Consider the following 16,367-nt stretch of genomic DNA (forward strand, 5'->3'; position numbering starts at 1 on the left):
TCCTATAACTGTATGCCGGTTTTGAGCGGTGCGCCTGACGTAAATGCTGTTGTTTTGATCTCAATCAGTCGCTTTGCGGCATTTCACCGCGGGCCAGGCGCTGGTTGATATCGGTGATCACCGCAGGCAGGTCGTTGATGGTGTCGATCAGGTAGTGCGGTCGCGAACCCTCGAACAACTTCTCGATGCGTGTGCGCTCGCTGGCCAGGGCGGTGGCGTCCAGATCACGAAATTGCTCGTAGGTCAGGCCCAGCGCATTGCCGGAGCAGGTCAGTGCCACGGTCCACATGCCGGCGCGACGGCCTTCGAGGATGCCCGGTACGGTATCGTCGACCTTCACGCACGCCGCCACATCGTCAATGCCCAGCGCGATCACGTTGGCCAGTGCCTGGGCGGGCCACGGGCGGCCGTTGGGCACTTCGTCGGTGGCGACCACGTGGTCGGCGATGTAGCCGTTGGTGGCGGCCAGGGCGACCACCTTGTCCATCACCTGTTTGGGGTAGCCGGAGCAGGAACCGATCTTGATGCCTTGCACACGCAGGCGGGCGATGGTGTCGAGGGCACCGGGGATCAAGGCCGAGTGCTCGGCGATTTTCTCGATCTGCAAGGGCATGAAACGCTGGTAGATCGAGGTCACGTCGTCATCGGTCGGCGTGCGGCCAAAGGCTTTGCGGTAGCGTTCGGCGACCTGCGGTTGGTCGCAGAGCGTGCGGATATGGTCCCACTTGCCCATGCCCATCGGGCCACGGGCTTCTTCGATGGAGACTTGCACGTCGAACTCGGCAAACGCCTCGACAAAGATCTGCGTGGGCGCGAAAGAGCCGAAGTCGACCACGGTGCCGGCCCAGTCGAGGATCACGGCCTGGAGGGTGTTGGGGTTTTGATAGTTCATGGTTCAAATCCTTGGGTAATGGGGGCAATCAGATGTCCAGCACTTCCATTTCTTGCATCACCTGGCCGATCGCCTCGACCGCCGCCTGCATGCCCTGCGCGTCAACGTGGCCGATGCAGCCGACGCGGAAGGTTTCTACTTGGGTCAATTTGCCGGGGTAGAGAATGAAACCCTTGGCCTTGACCCGCTCGTAGAAGTCCTTGAACTGGTAGCGCGGGTCTTTTGGCGCATGGAAGGTGACGATGATCGGCGCCTGGATGGCGGCTGGCAGGAAGCTGCGCAGGCCCAGTGCGGCCATGCCGTCGAGTAGTGCCTGGCAGTTGTCGGCGTAGCGTTGATGGCGTGCGGGCAGGCCGCCTTCTTCCTGGTATTGCAGCAAGGCTTCGTGCAGCGCGGCGACCACGTGGGTCGGCGGGGTGAAGCGCCATTGGCCGGTCTTGGCCATGTAGTTGTGCTGGTCGAACAAGTCCATCGCCAGGGAATGGCAGTTGCCTTGGGCGCCCGCCAGTGCCTGTTTGTCGGCGAAGACAAAGCCCATGCCCGGCACGCCTTCCAGGCATTTGCCCGAGGCGGCGATCAGCGCGTCAAACGGCACTTCGCGGGCGTCGATCGGCAGCGCGCCGAAGGAACTCATGGCGTCGATGATCAGGCGTTTATCGTGCTGTTTAACCACCTGCGCGATGTCCGGCAGCGGGTTGAGAATGCCGGTGCTGGTTTCGCAGTGGATCAACGCGACGTGAGTGATGGCTGGGTCGGCGTGCAGCAGGCGGTCGACGTCGGCGGCGGTGGTGGGCTCGTCTTCAGCGGTTTCGAAGGTGCTGAAATCGCGGCCGAGCACTTCGCAGATCTTCGCCAGGCGCTTGCCGTAGGCGCCGTTGATCAGCACCAGCACCTTGCCGTTGCGCGGCACCAGGGTGCCAATGGCCGCTTCGACGGCAAAGGTGCCGCTGCCTTGCAGGGGCACGCAGTGGTGGCTGTCGGTGGCGTGCAGGATCGCCAGCAATTGTGTGCAGACGCTGGCGGTCAGTTGGTTGAAGCGGTCATCCCATGACCCCCAATCCACCATCATTGCCTGACGGGTGCGGTTCGAAGTGGTCAAGGGGCCAGGGGTCAGCAGGATCGGCGCGGCAGTGCTCATCTCAAGTCCTCGCAAGGTCATTGGGGGGTGAAGCTACGGCGCCTAAATTGCAGTTTGGCTTGTCATCAATCAAATTGTTTGTTGTTATGCGAGCTATCAGTGAGGCCGATAGCTATGAATTTGTTTCAACTGCGTGCATTCGATGCCGTGGCCCGCGAGGGCAGCTTTACCCGTGCCGCCGCACGGCTGTTCATCAGCCAGCCGGCGGTGACCGGGCACATCAAGGCCCTGGAAGAGCACTACCAGATCGCGCTGTTGCGCCGTACCGCCCGGCGGGTGGAATTGACCGAGGAGGGCACGCGTCTGGCCGCGATCACTCGGGCAATTTTCGGTCTGGTGGATGAAGCGCAGGCGTTGCTCGAAGCCAATCGGCAGTTGCTCAGCGGACGCCTGGAAGTGGCCGCGGACGGCCCGCATCTGGTGATGCCGATGATCGCCAGCCTGCGTGCCCGTTATCCCGGCATCACCGTGAACCTGCGTCTGGGCAATGCCCAGGAAACCCTGGCGGCGCTGCTCTCCGAGCATGCGGATGTGGCGGTGCTGACGGAGGTGGAGCCGCGCAATGGCCTGCACCTGCAGCCGTTGAGTGAGTCGCGGATTTGCGCGCTTGTCCCGGCCAGCCACCCGTGGGCGGCAATGCCCAAGGGCATTCGCCTGGAACAGCTCAACGAGGTGATCATGGTATTGCGCGAGCCCAGCTCCATCACGCGGCGAACCTTCGATGATGCGTGTGGAGCTGCGGGTGTGCAGCCCAAGGTGCTGCTGGAACTGGACAGCCGCGAGGCGGTGACCGAAGCCGTGGCGGCCGAGTTGGGCGTGGGCGTGGTGTCGTCAATGGAAGTCAGCCAGGACCCGCGCGTGCAGGCCGTGACGATTCAGGGCGATGGGTTGTTGAACCGGCATATGCTCGGCTGTATGGAGCGGCGCCGCTCGTTGCGGCTGATTCAGGCGTTCTTTGAGTTGGCGTCTTGAGTTGACGACCGAGTCGAGGCCATCGCGGGCAAGCCCGGCTCCCACATTGGTCCGGTTACTCAGGTACTACTCGGTCAACTGTGGGAGCCGGGCTTGCCCGCGATGAGGCCCTAAAATTCAGCGCAAACTGTCCCGCACAATATCGAGAAACGTCGCCACCACCCGCCGCGAACTCTGCTCCTTGAGGCACACCAGCGTTTCCTTCATGCGCTGGCTGCAATCGCGGATCGGCAGGGCATACACCCGCGAGTCGGCGCCGAGTTCCGCTGCCGACACCACACCCACACCAATCCCCACCACCACCGCCTCCCGCGCGGCTTCGCGGCCTTCCACCTGGATCGCCGGGCGGATGCGCAGCCCGGCCTGACGCATTTCCTGCTCCAGGGTCTGACGGGTGACCGAGCCGATTTCCCGCAGTACCAGCGGCGTGTCATCCAGGTCGGCGAGGCAGATGGATTCACGCCCGGCCCACGGGTGGTTGCGCGCCACAAAGGCGAGTAGCTGCTCATCGGGCAGCGGCAACGACAGCAGGCGTTCATCGTCGACATCGCGCCCCAGCAGGGCCAGGTCGGCCTGGTAGTTGTACAGGCGAAACAGCGATTCATCCGTGTTGCCGGTTTCGATCTTCACGCTGATCCCCGGATACAACTGGCAGAAGCGTGCGATCTGCGGCAACACGTGCACGGGCGCGTCCACTGCCAGGGTGAGGGTGCCGGTGAGCAGGGCGCGGGAGTCTTGCAACAGCTCTTCGGCTTCGGCCTCGATCACAAACAGGCGCTGGGTGATGCCGAGCAGACGCTCGCCCAGGTCGGTGAGGCGCACGGCGCGTTTGTTGCGGTGAAACAGCAGCACGCCGAAGCGTTCTTCGAGCTTGCGCACCTGGTCGGAAATCGCCGGTTGCGTCAGGAACAGGCGTTCAGCGGCCTGAGTGAAACTGCCGTGTACGGCCACGGCGTGGAAGGCTTTGAGCTGGGCGTGGGAAACCGACATCGCAGATCCTCTTACAAGCTGAGCTTATAGGTGAAATACGATAAATCGATTTTACCTATTAGTCAGCCATTGCTTTGATACGCCAACCGCCGACGGCTGAGTCCTACAGCCGCGGCGGCCATGGGTTCTGGCAAACCGGACCCATCTGACCAATGCCGCGCCCTCCAGGGCTTGGCATTGCAGTGCTCAACCATAAAAACAACAGGCATTTGCTTCTAGATCCTGCCGGCACACTCACCTGAGGTCAGAACCACAATGAATATCCAAACGGGTAGCATCAAGCGTTGGCGCGTGCAGATTTTCGCCATCACCTGGCTGGCGTACGCCGCGTTCTATTTCACTCGCAAAGCGTTTTCGGTGGCCAAGCTGGGCATCGTCGATGACCCCAGTTTCCCCCTCGACAAAATGATGATGGCCAACCTTGATGGCCTGTACCTGGCGGCCTATGCCGTGGGGCAATTCACCTGGGGCATGCTGGCCGACCGCTTCGGGCCACGGGTGGTGGTGCTGGGCGGATTGTTGATTTCTGCCGCAGCGGCGTTGGTGATGGGCACCTTTGCCACCTTGCCGATTTTTATCAGTTGCATGTTGATCCAGGGGCTGGCGCAGTCCACCGGCTGGTCGGGGCTGTGCAAAAACCTCGGCAGTTTCTTCCCGGCGCAGCAACGCGGGCGGGTGTTGGGGTTGTGGAGTTCGTGCTACGCCTTTGGTGGCCTGGTGGCATCGCCCTTTGCCGGCTGGTGGGCTTACACGCTGATCGGCACGTGGCATGCGGCGTTTATTTCCAGCGCGGCGGTGGTGGCGGTGGTGGCTGTGCTGTTCTTTATCTTCCAGCGCAATACACCGCAGGATGTCGGCTTGCCGGCTGTTGAGCCGGAGCCGGTCGTGGCGGCCGAAACACAGCGAGTCAGCGTGCTGGAACCGCTGCGCGCGATCCTGCGTAACCGTACGGTGCTGGTCTTGGGCCTGGCGTACTTTCTGTTGAAACCGGCGCGTTACGCGATCCTGTTGTGGGGGCCGGTGATCGTTTATGAGCAAATGCCCTCGGTGGGCAAGGTGGGTGCGGCCATCGTGCCCACGGCGTTCGAGCTGGCCGGGTTGCTGGGGCCGATTTTGATCGGGCTGGCGTCCGACAAACTCTTCGGCGCCCGGCGCATGCCGGCCTGTGTGCTCAGCCTGCTGGCGCTGACCGTGGCCCTGGCGTTGTTCATGGGCGCGCTGCACACCGGTAGCGTGATGCTGGTGATGGCCCTGCTGTTTGTGATGGGCCTGACGCTGTATGGGCCTGACTCGATGATCAGCAGCACGGCGGCCATCGACTTCGGCACCGCCAAGGCCGGCGCCACGGCCGCAGGCTTTGTGAACGGTTGCGGTTCGGTGGGGGCGATCCTTGGCGGCCTGCTGCCGGGCTACTTCGATACGGTCACGGTGTTTATCGTATTTGCCGGCGCGGCGTTGTTTTCTTCACTGGTGCTGATGCCTTACTGGAACGCCAGGCCCGCCGCGCTGGCGCAGGTTGGCGACTTTGTGCCCGACCGCAACGTCACGATCAAACCCTTGCGCACCTGAGGCACTTGGCCGGTTTTTTGGTGGATTAGAGTGTTTTTGCGCTATAAACTCTGCCCCCAAAGCGCCGGCCAGTAGACGTTTCGGCGCGATGGACGAAAAGAGAGTGAGTCATGGGCGCACAGTGGAAAGTCAAACATAAAGAAGCGGCATCCAATGCCAAGGGCAAGATCTTCGGCAAGCTGGTGAAAGAAATCACCATCGCCGCCCGCAACGGCGCGGACACCGCGACCAACGCCCACCTGCGTTTGGTGGTAGAACAGGCTAAAAAGGCCTCGATGCCCAAGGAAACCCTGGAACGCGCGATCAAGAAGGGCGCCGGTCTGCTCGGCGAAACCGTGCAGTACCACCGCGTGACCTACGAAGGTTTTGCCCCGCACCAGGTGCCGCTGATCGTTGAATGCGTGACCGACAACATCAACCGTACCGTGGCAGAAATCCGCGTGGCCTTCCGTAAGGGCCAACTGGGCGCTTCGGGTTCCGTGGCGTGGGACTTCAACCACGTCGGCCTGATCGAAGCCTCGCCGGACAGCCCGGACGCCGACCCGGAAATGGCCGCCATTGAAGCCGGCGCGCAGGACTTTGAAGACGGCGAAGAAGAAGGCAGCACCTTGTTCATCACCGAAACCACCGATCTTGATGCGGTGCAAAAAGCACTGCCAGAGCAGGGTTTCACCGTGTTGTCGGCCAAGCTGGGCTACATCTCGAAGAACCCGGTCAGCGGTTTGACCGATGAGCAGATGGCTGAAGTCGAAGCCTTCCTGGAAGGCTTGGACAACCATGATGACGTGCAGGATATGTTTGTCGGGTTGGCTGGCTGATTTATCGCTGAATAAATGCTGGCAAAAAATGTGGGAGCTGGCTTGCCTGCGATAGCCATAGGCATCTACACAACCGGTTAACACGAAGTCTGTGGCAGGTGGGCTGTTGTGGCGAGCAGGCTTGTCGAATCGTCGCACCGCCTGCGTTGGGCTGCGAAGCGGCCCCAGTACAGGCACGGCAATTTTGCTGAAAGAACTCAGCGACTGGGTTTGGGGCTGCTTCGCAGCCCAACGCAGGACAAGCCTGCTCGCCACAGGAGAAATAGGCTGCTTTTAAAAGTTGTGTAGATACCTATGATAGCGGTGGAACATTCACCTACTCAGTGACTGATCCACCGCTCTCGCAGCATAGGTCTCTACACAACCGGTTAACACGAAGTCTGTGGCAGGTGGGCTGTTGTGGCGAGCAGGCTTGTCGAATCGTCGCACCGCCTGCGTTGGGCTGCGAAGCGGCCCCAGTAAAGGCACTGCAATTCTCCTGAAAGAACTCAGCGACTGGGTTTGGGGCTGCTTCGCAGCCCAACGCAGGACAAGCCTGCTCGCCACAGGAGAAATTGGCTGCCTTCAAAAGTTGTGTAGAGACCTATGCTGCAATAGCGGAGGAACATTCATCTACTCAGTGACTGATCCACCGCTCTCGCAGCATAGGTCTCTACACAACCGGTTAACACGAAGTCTGTGGCAGGTGGGCTGTTGTGGCGAGCAGGCTTGCCCTGCGTTGGGCTGCGAAGCGGCCCCAGTAAAGGCACGGCAATTTTGCTGAAAGTACTCAGCGTCTGTTTTTGGGGCTGCTTCGCAGCCCAACGCAGGCGGTGCGACGATTCGACAAGCCTGCTCGCCACAGGAGAAACTGGCTGCCTTCAAAAGTTGTGTAGATACCTATGGCTATCGCAGGCAAGCCAGCTCCCACATTGGTTTAGTGGTGTGGCAGAGCGTGCAGCAGCGCTTCGATTTCTTCGAAGCTCGGGCGCGCCAATACATCGGGCTGGCAGCAGCTTTGTTGCAGCGCCACCAGTGCTTCATTATTGAAGCCTTCTTCTACCCGCTCCAACAACTCCCCCAGCAACACCCCGAATGCACGCACTTCAATGCGTTGCAACGCCCTGGTTTCCTGCGTGTCTGCCGTGACATGGAACGACGCCGCGCCAAAATCCCCAAGCAAACAATCACCCGCCGTATTCCACAGAATATTGTGGCCGTACAGGTCGCCATGGGTAATGTCATGCCGGTGCAGATGCGCCGCCACCGAGGCGATGCCGCGTGCCATGCGCAAAGCCACTTCGGCACTGAAGCGCGTACCCGGTGAGTAGATATCGCGGGTGCATGACGCCAGGCTCGGCAAGGCCGCGAGGTTGCGGTAACTCGGGTCGATCAGGTCCATCACCAGGGCTGCCTGGTCCTCCGGGTGGCCGACCACGCGCCCCTCCACCTTGATCAGATTCGGGTGCAGCCCGGCGGCGATGCAGGCCTGCATTTCATGCAGCGGCGAGCCGTCGCTGGTGATCGTGCCTTTGTAGAGTTTGACCGCGACCGGCAACGCTGGCGGCTTCCACAACGCCTTGCGGATGATCCCCGAAGCGCCTTCGCCCAACACCTCGCCCAGTTCCAGTTCAGCCCAAGGGATATTCGGCGTTGCATCATCGCTCGCCACTTCGACGGCGATTTCCACCGGGTTACCGGCATAGGCCAGCCAGGTCAGGCTCGGCAGCGTCAGCAGCCATGGCGGCAGTTGGCTGAAGCGGTTGGAGGCGATACGCAGCAGCTCGAGGTTTTTGCAGTTGAGCAGGCTATGCGGCAGGTCCGTCAGGTGGTTGCCGGCCAGCATCAGCTTTTGCAGCAGTGGGCGCTCGCCCAGCTCGCCGGGTAACTGGCTGATGCAGTTGTCGGTGAGGATCAGCCAGCGTAACTGTGGCGGCAACGCGGCGGCGGGTACATGGCTGATCTGGTTGGCCTTGAAGCCGATCATGCTCAGGTTGGCGCACTGGCCCAGGCAGGCGGGCAGCTCAGTGAAGGCGTTATCCGAGCAGAACAGCACGCGCAGGTGCGCCAGCCGATACAGGTCGTCGGGCAGGCTGCTCAGGGCGTTGCCGGTGAGGTTGAGGATTTCCAGGCTGTCGGCCAGCTCGAAGATTTCCGGCGGAAATTCGGTCAGCCCGCAAGACAGGTCCAGGCGTTTGATACCGGCCAATTGGCCAGCCTTGAGTTGGGCGAGGGTATTCATGAACGGCGCGGTCACTCGGCAAGGTGGGCGTGAAAGGCGCTCATGATACCGGGTCGGGCGCGGGTTGCGGGCACACCGTGTGTAATTGGTTCAGCCGGCTGGCGGTGCGGGCAAGGTCGATGGCCTGGCCTTCCAGGGCTCGCGCCAGGGGTTGCTGGCCGATCAGGGTCAGGCGTTTGTCCTGGTCGTAGAGTACGTCCACCAGGTTGATAAAACGCTGTTGCACGGCGATCGGGCAGTCAGCCAGGGAGGGCAGGCCGTCGATGACCCAGTGGTCGAAATCCTCGCACAGCAACAGGTAATCCATCACGGCGGTGAGCTGTTCACACAGGTCGTTGAAGGTGAACACGATGCTGCGCGCCTGATGGCTGCGGCAGAGCAATCGGCGGTTGCCGACCTTCAGGGTTTGCGCCGCGCCAGGTGTGGCGGGCAGCCCGAGGACTTCGCGCTGGGCGGCGCTACCGGGCCATACATACTGGCCGCCGGTGAAACGCTGTTCGGCATGGGCCTGGGGCAAGCTGCGAAAATCCTCGGGCGAGCTGACTTCCAGCACCTGCATGCGCGTGGCGATCAAGTCGATCACCGGCTTGAAGCGCTGGTGGTACAGCGGGTTGGGCAGCAGGCCGTCGGGGGCGTAGTTTGAGGTCACCAGCACCAGCACGCCACGCTGGAACAAGGCCTGGAACAGGCGGCTGATGAGCATGGCATCGCCGATATCGTGGACGTGGAATTCGTCGAAACACAGCACCCGGCAATCGGCCAGCAGCTCGTCCAACGTCACGCCCAGGGCGTCGTCCTGTTCGCGGTGCTGGAACATGCCTTGGTGCAGGCGGGTGAAAAATGCATGGAAGTGCACGCGTTGCTTTTGTGCAATCGGCAGCGCCTGGAAAAACCCATCGAGCAGCCAGCTTTTGCCACGCCCCACCGGGCCGTGCAGGTACAGGCTGCGCGTCGGCTGGCCGGCGAGCAGGTGCCGGGTTTCGCGGGCGAGGGCGGTAATCGCCTGGGTTTGGCCGGCGCTGAGGGTATAGCCCTGGTCTCGGGCCTTGTTTTCAAAGAACGCCGGGATAGGCGAGGCGCCTGTCAGCGCGGTTTTTTTACCCAGCAGACGCTGAATCAGGGAAAACACAACCAATGCACGTCACTCTGTATGTCGGTGGTTGCCCACTTTAGGGCGCTCGCGTCGATTTGACCAATACAGAACGGCGCCCCCCGCTATCTCGAAAAGGCATGTAACGCCCGCCACCCGGCCCAGACTGGCAGTTTCGCCCTTTGAGGCTAACCTCTTACAGAGCAATCACCCCTGTACAAGGATTTGGGGCCGTGAAGGGACGAGGCGTTTTGGCAGTCATGGGCACGATGCTCTGCAGCACGGTTTACGCTGCGCAACTCCAGGTGGAGGTGCGCATCGACGTGCAACGGGGCTGCCAGTTGGTGGGCACTACCCGCAGTGCGGGCATCGAGCAACTTGGCGTATTGGATTTTGGCAGCGGCCCGCGTCTGGATGACCCGGCCGGGCCTCTGAGTGCGGCGCTTATCAGCCAGCGCCAACCGCGCCTGGAGTGCAACCCCGACACCCCTTACCAACTGCGCGTTGACGGCGGCCTGCATGGCGGCAGCGGCGAAGTGCGCTACCTGAGTGCTGCGACGCCCTCGAGCAAACCGATTCCCTATCGTATCTATGCCGATGCCGCGCGGCGTATCGCCTTGCCGGTCAATGAACCGCTGAGCGGGCGTGTGCCCGACTCCGGCAGTGTCGACCTGCCGCTGTATGGGCGCATTGAGCCGCTCAAGGACATCCCGGCGGTCGGTCGCTACACCGACCTGCTCAAGGTCACCGTCACATGGTAAGCCGCAGCTTGGCCCTGGCGGCCATGGGCGGCCTGTTGCTGCTGGCCGATGACGCCCAAGCGGCGGTCGCCGGGCAGATCCACGCTCGGCTGGTCATCACCGCCAGTTGCCAGGTGAGCAAAGACATCGAGAGCGCGCCGGTGAGCCCCGCTGGCGGTAGTGCGCTGCTGGATTTCGGCACCCAGGGGCCTACATGGAGCCACCCGTTGGGTGCGGGTGTTACCGATGGCAGCAAGGCGCCGCTGTCGGTGTCCTGCAACCCCTCGGTGGTCAGCAGCTTCACCGTGACCATCGACGGCGGCGCCCATGGTGATGGCACCACAAGGCGCCTGAGTAACGGGCGCCAGACCATTCCCTATCAACTGTCGGCTGACCCGCTTGGCCGGCGCAGCTACAGCATTGGCGAGCAACGCAATTTCGTCGTGACCAAGGGCACACAAGTACCGATCCCGGTATTCGGCTCGGTGGTGGCGAATACCAGGGCCTTACCGGCCGGCATCTACACAGACACCCTGACGGTGACTCTGGATTGGTAAACGATGAGGATGGACATCATGCATGCACTTATAGCAAAGGCGGTTTTTCCATTGATGGCGTTGGCGTGGGTGTCGGGCGCACAGGCGGCGACGGTGGCCGGTACGGTCAGCGCCACCCTGGTGCTCACCAGCAGCTGCCAGGTCAACGGCGCTGCAGCCACCGGCGGGATGAGCTTCGGTAACTTGAACTTCGGTACCGCCAACAGCCTGTTCACCGAAGCCGACGGCCAGGTGCTGGGCGGCGGTGGCGGGGCGTTGTCGATCCTGTGTTCGGCGGGTACTTCACCGACGTTGACGGTGTCTGCCGGTGCCCACGACGGCCAGTCCGTGGGCGGTGGTCGCGCGCTGTATGACGGGGTGGCCAATTACGTGCCGTATGACCTCTACACCGACAGCGGCCACTCGACGCTGCTGGCCATCGGCGGGGTGATCAACCTGGCGCCGAGCACTGGCGTGGCCCAGGCCGTGAATATCTACGGCAAGGCCAATGGCAAGGCGGGCTTACCGGCCGGTACTTACACCGACACGGTTAACGTGACCCTGACGTTCTAAGGGCGATGGGCCGGGCAGGGTGTGCGGCGTTGGCGGTGTGCATCGGCTGGGGAATGCCGTTGTCGCTGTTGGCGGTGACCAGCCAGTCGTTCCAGGTCAGCGCGACGATCACGCCAGGTTGCCTGGTGGTCGGCGGCGGTACCAATTATGGCAGCCTGGCGTTCGGCACCTATTCGGCGTTGGCCACCAGCACGGCGTCTGTCGCGCTGACGGGCGGCGTGACCCTGCAATGCACGCCGGGGGTGGCGCTGAGCATGAGTGTCGATGGCGGGTTGCATAACAACAGCGGACGACGGATGCAGCTCAATAGCGGCACCGCCCAGGTGGCTTATCAATTGTTTCGGGACGCGGCGTTCAGCCAGAGCCTGGGGATCAGCCAAAGCGTGAGCGTGGCCTACAGCGATGCCAACAACATCACCTTGCCGATTTATGGGCGAGTGCAATTACCGGGTAACCAGCCTGGGGGGACGTACAGCGACACGTTGCAGGTGCAGCTGTCGTGGTAAGGCGATCGGTATAAGGAGTGAGATCTATGTGTGCAGCTTCCCGGCACGGGTGGGCAGCGGGTTTGAGCGGGTTGTTGATGTTGGCAGCGGGGCAGGCCCAGGCGGCCAGCTCGGTGCTGATCTGGCCGATTGACCCGGTGCTGGAAGCCGATCAACAGGCCAGCGCGCTGTGGCTGGAGAACCGCGGCACCGAGACCGCCAACCTGCAGATCCGCGTGTTTGCCTGGACCCAGAGCGGTTTTGATGAGCAATACCAGAACCAGCGCGATGTGATTGGCAGCCCGCCGGTGGCGAAAATCGAGCCTGGGCAAAAGCAATTGGTGCGCCTGACCCGAACCAAAGAAGTGCCGCCCGGCCAGGAGCTGGCCTATCGCATCATCATCGATGAGATCCCTTCGGCCACACCACCGCCGGCTCCGGCGGATGGCAAGACCGCCGCTGCTATCCGCTTCCAGATGCGTTATTCGGTGCCATTGTTTGCCTACGGTCCAGGCCTGTGGAGCAAGGTCGACGGCACCCGTGACCGTGACCCGAAAACCGCCGGCAAGCCGGATTTAAGCTGGAAAAAAGTCACCGTGGGCGGGCGCAACTACGTCGAGATGCGCAACCAGGGCGCTGTGCATGCGCGCCTTACCGATGCCACGTTCAAGCAGGGCGGCCAGCCGCGGCCATTGGTAGAAGGCTTGATGGGCTATGTGCTGCCGGGCGCGACCATGCGCTGGCCGGTGCCGGATGGTTTGCCAGCCGATCAGCCGCTGCAGGTGCGCATCAATGGGGCAACGCAAGTGGAGAATCTCGCGCCAGGACGCTAACTCAGTGTGGCAGGGCATGGAGTAGGCCCTGGTGTTAACAACGGATGGAGATGTCCATTGATGGGCACAAAGCCTTGGTGAGCCAGGATCGGGCTCGATGTCTATGGCGATCGGTGTGGGTGGTGGGCGGCTTGTCTGGCTGGGTGCTGGCGCCGCCGGGCTTCGCTGCGCCGTTGCCGCCCCCGCCCAGCAGTATGGAGGCTGTTGCCGATGCGCAGTTGTTCCTGGAACTGGTGGTCAACCAGATGGACACCGGCCGTGTGGTCGCCGTCGATCAGCGTGCCGGGCAGTTGTTTTTGCCTGCGTCGGTGTTGCAGGAAGTCGGTGTGAAGCTGCCTGGTGCCGTGCCTGGCGAAGTCGCGCTGGAAAGCTTTCCTGGCCTGCACACCGATTACGACAGCCAGGGCCAGCGCCTGGTACTGAGCGTGCCGCCGGCCTGGCTGCCGGAGCAATTTATCGGCAGCCGCAACAACTACCCACGCACTCAGGCGCTGACCAGCTTCGGCGCGTTGCTCAACTATGACGCCTACCTGAACAACACGGACGATGCGGGCACCTACCTCGGTATCTTCAACGAAGTGCGGCTATTCGATACCTGGGGCACGTTGTCCAACACCGGCCAATACCGCACCACCATTGGCCGGGAAACCGCTGGCAGTTCGCTCGACAACGGCTATCGGCGCTATGACACCACCTGGCGGTTCTCCGACGATGAGCGCCTGTTGACCTATGAAGCCGGCGATGTGATCAGCGGCGCCTTGCCCTGGAGCACCTCGGTGCGCCTGGGCGGTGTGCAGCTGTCGCGGGACTTTGGCGTGCGCCCGGACCTGGTCACCTACCCGCTGCCGCAGTTTGCCGGGGAGGCGGCGGTGCCGTCGTCGGTGGACCTGTTTATCAATGGCTATAAATCCAGCAGTGCTGATCTGCAGCCGGGGCCGTACACCCTCACCAACGTGCCGTTTATCAACGGCGCCGGCGAGGCGGTGGTGGTCACCACCGATGCCCTGGGCCGGCAGGTGTCGACCACGGTGCCGTTCTATGTCACCAGTACCTTGCTGCAAAAGGGCTTGTCGGACTTCTCGGTGGCGGCGGGTAATTTGCGCCGCGACTACACCATACGGGACTTTGGCTATGGCCCTGGCGTGGCCAGCGGCACCTTTCGCTACGGCATCTCGGATGCATTTACCCTCGAAAGCCATGCCGAAGCCTCCAGTGACCTGACCCTGGGCGGTGTCGGCGGCAACCTGCGGGTCGGTAACTTCGGCGTGCTCAATACCGCCGTCAGCCAAAGCCAGTACGACGGCAGGACCGGCCAGCAACTGAGCCTGGGCTACCAATACAGCAACCAGCGCTACAGCCTCTCGTATCAACGGGTCGAGCGCCGTGAGCAATACGCCGACTTGAGCCTGATCGACACGCCTTACGCCAGCCTCAGCAAGCGCAGCCAGCAGGCGACCTTGAGCCTGAACCTGAACAATTTTGGCAGCCTGGGCGTCGGCTATTTCGATGTGCAGGCGGCGGATGATTCGCGCACCCGCCTGGTGAACCTGACCTGGAGCAAGCCGTTGTGGCGCAACAGCAGTTTTTACCTGTCGGCCAACCATGAAGTGGGTGATAGCAGTTGGGCGGTGCAGGCGCAGGTGGTGGTGCCGTTCGACGTCTACGGCAGCCTCAGCGTGGGCACCGAGCGCAGTAAAACCGGCGCGAGCCAGCAGCGCGTCAACTACAGCCGAGCAGTGCCGGCCGAAGGCGGCGTGGGCTTCAACCTGGGTTACGCCAGCGGTGATGGGCCGGCTTATCGCCAGGCTGACCTGACCTGGCGCCTGCAGTCGGTGCAGTTGCAGGCCGGCGTGTACGGCAGCAGCGACGCGGAAACTCGGTGGGCGGACGCCAGTGGCTCGTTGGTGTGGATGGACAATCAAATGTTTGCCGCCAACCGCGTCAACGATGCGTTTGTGGTGGTAAGCACCGATGGGGTCAGTGGTGTACCGGTGCGCTACGAGAACCAGGTGGTGGGCGAAACCGACCGCAACGGGCACTTGCTGGTGCCGTGGACCAGTGCTTACTACCGCGCCAAATATGAGATCGACCCACTGAACCTGCCATCGAACGTGCAGGTGCCCAACGTCGAGCAACGGGTGGCCGTGCGCCGTGGCAGTGGCTACTTGCTGGAATTCCCGGTGCGCCAGGTGATCGCGGCGAGCATCACCTTGGTCGACGCCCAGCACCAGGACTTGCCACTGGGCAGCCAGGTGCGACACGAGCAAAGCGGCGCGCAGGCGGTGGTGGGGTGGGACGGCCTGGTGTACCTGGAGAACCTGGCCGCCCATAACACCTTGCAAGTCACCTTGGGTAACGGCCAGACCTGCCAGGCAATGTTCGAGCTGGATACCACCCAGGCCCAGGTGCCACTGATCGGGCCACTGGTGTGCCAATGACATAGGGAGTGTGCGTGTGCGGGTCAAGGAATGGCTGTTGCGGTGCCTGTTGCTGGCAAACCTGGGCGTGTCGGCGCAGGTGCAGGCCGTGTGCTCGGTGGTGGCCAGCGTACCGGCCAGCTTTGGCACGACGGTGAGTTCGATGACCGTGCGCACCACCTCTCAGCCCAGTTCGACCACCAATGCCGGCTTCAGCTGCACGCCGGCGCTATTGTCGGTGTTGGCCTCCAATGACCATTTTTACGCGACCGTCAGTGGTTCGCCCCAAGGTGGCCTGGTGGGGCCGACCGGTGATGTCATCAACTATACGATCTATGCCAACAACACCACGGCGTTCCCGATGACACGCGGCACCGCGTTCGATTTTGGCGGCAGTGGCGGCATTGCCGCCTCCCTTGGCCTGGTGTTCGGGCCGGGCACCAAAGTCGTGCCGCTGTACTTCGCCACCACCCTTGGCAGCAACGTGGCGTCGGGGGTGTACAGCGAAACCCTGAGTATTTTCTGGAACTGGAACTATTGCTCGGGCATTGGTATTGCTGGGGCCTGTCTGGGCCGTGAGATCAACAACGGCACCACGACCTTGAACGTCAGCATGACGGTGGTCAACGACTGCCAGATCACCACGCCGCCGATTGCGTTCGGCAGTGCGCCGGTGGTCAGCGCCTTCGCCACCGTCAACGGCCAGGCCAGTGTGGCCTGCACCAAGGGCAGTGCCTACACCGTCGGCCTCAGTGATGGGCAGAACCCGGTGAGCGTGGGCGGACGGCGGCGGATGATTTCCGGCGGTAACTTCCTGGCCTACGACATCTTCATGAGTGCCGGCACCACGCGCTGGGGCAGTGTGGGCGCAGCACGGCGGGCCAGTTCCTCGGCCGAGATCAACCCCGGCAACGGCCTGGGCACCGGCAGCCAAGTGTTCAACTACAACGCCAAGATCTACACTGACCAAGCCACGCCGCCGGGCGGCACCTACATTGATAATGTGGTGCTGGATGTGGGCTTTTAACGCCGCGTCCGTTGAAGGTCCACGCGGTCAAAATGTGTGGGCTTGCCCGCTCCCACAAAAGCCGGT

At 62.5% G+C, this 16,367-nt stretch carries 15 protein-coding genes; 10 read left to right on the forward strand and 5 right to left on the reverse strand.

From position 1 onward, the window contains the following. Positions 1 to 64: 64 nt before the first annotated feature. Together phnX and ACQY47_RS26170 are read right to left on the reverse strand one after the other, a co-directional pair. Positions 65 to 892 carry a phosphonoacetaldehyde hydrolase gene (phnX, locus tag ACQY47_RS26165; protein ID WP_099550031.1) on the reverse strand — a complete coding sequence of 276 codons (828 nt, stop codon included), beginning with the start codon at positions 890 to 892 and terminating at the stop codon, positions 65 to 67. A 28-nt stretch (positions 893 to 920) separates the two neighbouring features. Next, entirely contained in the window at positions 921 to 2,030 is a 1,110-nt protein-coding gene (locus ACQY47_RS26170) for a 2-aminoethylphosphonate--pyruvate transaminase (protein WP_428553151.1), read from the reverse strand. Positions 2,031 to 2,144: 114 nt separating this feature from the next. On the opposite strand from ACQY47_RS26170, the gene ACQY47_RS26175 reads away from it, so the two are divergent. Next, on the forward strand, positions 2,145 to 3,002 hold the full coding sequence (locus tag ACQY47_RS26175; protein WP_428553154.1) for a LysR substrate-binding domain-containing protein: 858 nt from the start codon (positions 2,145 to 2,147) through the stop codon (positions 3,000 to 3,002). A 117-nt stretch (positions 3,003 to 3,119) separates the two neighbouring features. Here the strand turns inward: ACQY47_RS26175 and ACQY47_RS26180 are convergent, their stop codons facing one another. Then, entirely contained in the window at positions 3,120 to 3,992 is an 873-nt protein-coding gene (locus tag ACQY47_RS26180) for a LysR substrate-binding domain-containing protein (protein WP_017136484.1), read from the reverse strand. A gap of 255 nt (positions 3,993 to 4,247) precedes the next feature. On the opposite strand from ACQY47_RS26180, the gene ACQY47_RS26185 reads away from it, so the two are divergent. Continuing rightward, complete coding sequence (locus tag ACQY47_RS26185; RefSeq protein WP_428553157.1) at positions 4,248 to 5,561, forward strand: MFS transporter; 1,314 nt, start codon at positions 4,248 to 4,250, stop codon at positions 5,559 to 5,561. 110 nt (positions 5,562 to 5,671) lie between these two features. Continuing rightward, positions 5,672 to 6,379: a YebC/PmpR family DNA-binding transcriptional regulator gene (locus ACQY47_RS26190; protein ID WP_056858461.1), complete on the forward strand. Its 708-nt coding sequence runs from the start codon at positions 5,672 to 5,674 to the stop codon at positions 6,377 to 6,379. A gap of 916 nt (positions 6,380 to 7,295) precedes the next feature. On the opposite strand, the gene ACQY47_RS26195 is transcribed toward ACQY47_RS26190, so the two are convergent. Both ACQY47_RS26195 and zapE read right to left on the reverse strand, forming a co-directional pair. Next, complete coding sequence (locus ACQY47_RS26195; protein WP_428553161.1) at positions 7,296 to 8,600, reverse strand: protein kinase; 1,305 nt, start codon at positions 8,598 to 8,600, stop codon at positions 7,296 to 7,298. Positions 8,601 to 8,640: 40 nt separating this feature from the next. Then, entirely contained in the window at positions 8,641 to 9,735 is a 1,095-nt protein-coding gene (gene zapE / locus ACQY47_RS26200) for a cell division protein ZapE (protein WP_428553164.1), read from the reverse strand. A gap of 215 nt (positions 9,736 to 9,950) precedes the next feature. Between zapE and ACQY47_RS26205 the strand changes: the two genes are divergently transcribed. From ACQY47_RS26205 to ACQY47_RS26235, 7 genes are read left to right on the forward strand one after another with little or no spacing between them, the layout of a single operon-like run. Next, positions 9,951 to 10,451 (forward strand): spore coat protein U domain-containing protein, encoded by a 501-nt coding sequence (locus ACQY47_RS26205; RefSeq protein ID WP_017136489.1) that lies wholly within the window; start codon positions 9,951 to 9,953, stop codon positions 10,449 to 10,451. Then, positions 10,445 to 10,987: a spore coat protein U domain-containing protein gene (locus ACQY47_RS26210; protein WP_428553168.1), complete on the forward strand. Its 543-nt coding sequence runs from the start codon at positions 10,445 to 10,447 to the stop codon at positions 10,985 to 10,987. The genes ACQY47_RS26205 and ACQY47_RS26210 overlap by 7 nt, the downstream gene beginning before the upstream one ends. Positions 10,988 to 11,005: 18 nt before the next feature. Continuing rightward, on the forward strand, positions 11,006 to 11,539 hold the full coding sequence (locus tag ACQY47_RS26215) for a Csu type fimbrial protein (RefSeq protein ID WP_026013648.1): 534 nt from the start codon (positions 11,006 to 11,008) through the stop codon (positions 11,537 to 11,539). A gap of 5 nt (positions 11,540 to 11,544) precedes the next feature. Beyond that, complete coding sequence (locus ACQY47_RS26220; RefSeq protein WP_428553172.1) at positions 11,545 to 12,045, forward strand: Csu type fimbrial protein; 501 nt, start codon at positions 11,545 to 11,547, stop codon at positions 12,043 to 12,045. Positions 12,046 to 12,071: 26 nt separating this feature from the next. Then, positions 12,072 to 12,857, forward strand: a complete 786-nt coding sequence (locus ACQY47_RS26225) for a fimbrial biogenesis chaperone (RefSeq protein WP_026013650.1) — start codon at positions 12,072 to 12,074, stop codon at positions 12,855 to 12,857. Positions 12,858 to 12,901: 44 nt separating this feature from the next. Further along, a complete protein-coding gene (locus tag ACQY47_RS26230) occupies positions 12,902 to 15,295 on the forward strand; it encodes a fimbria/pilus outer membrane usher protein (RefSeq protein ID WP_428553176.1) in 2,394 nt (797 codons plus the stop codon). Positions 15,296 to 15,311: 16 nt separating this feature from the next. Continuing rightward, the gene (locus tag ACQY47_RS26235; protein WP_428553179.1) at positions 15,312 to 16,301 is read left to right on the forward strand and encodes a Csu type fimbrial protein; all 990 of its coding nucleotides are present in this window, start codon (positions 15,312 to 15,314) and stop codon (positions 16,299 to 16,301) included. Positions 16,302 to 16,367 lie beyond the last annotated feature (66 nt).

Source organism: Pseudomonas edaphica, assembly GCF_965277385.1.
Taxonomy (GTDB): domain Bacteria; phylum Pseudomonadota; class Gammaproteobacteria; order Pseudomonadales; family Pseudomonadaceae; genus Aquipseudomonas; species Aquipseudomonas edaphica.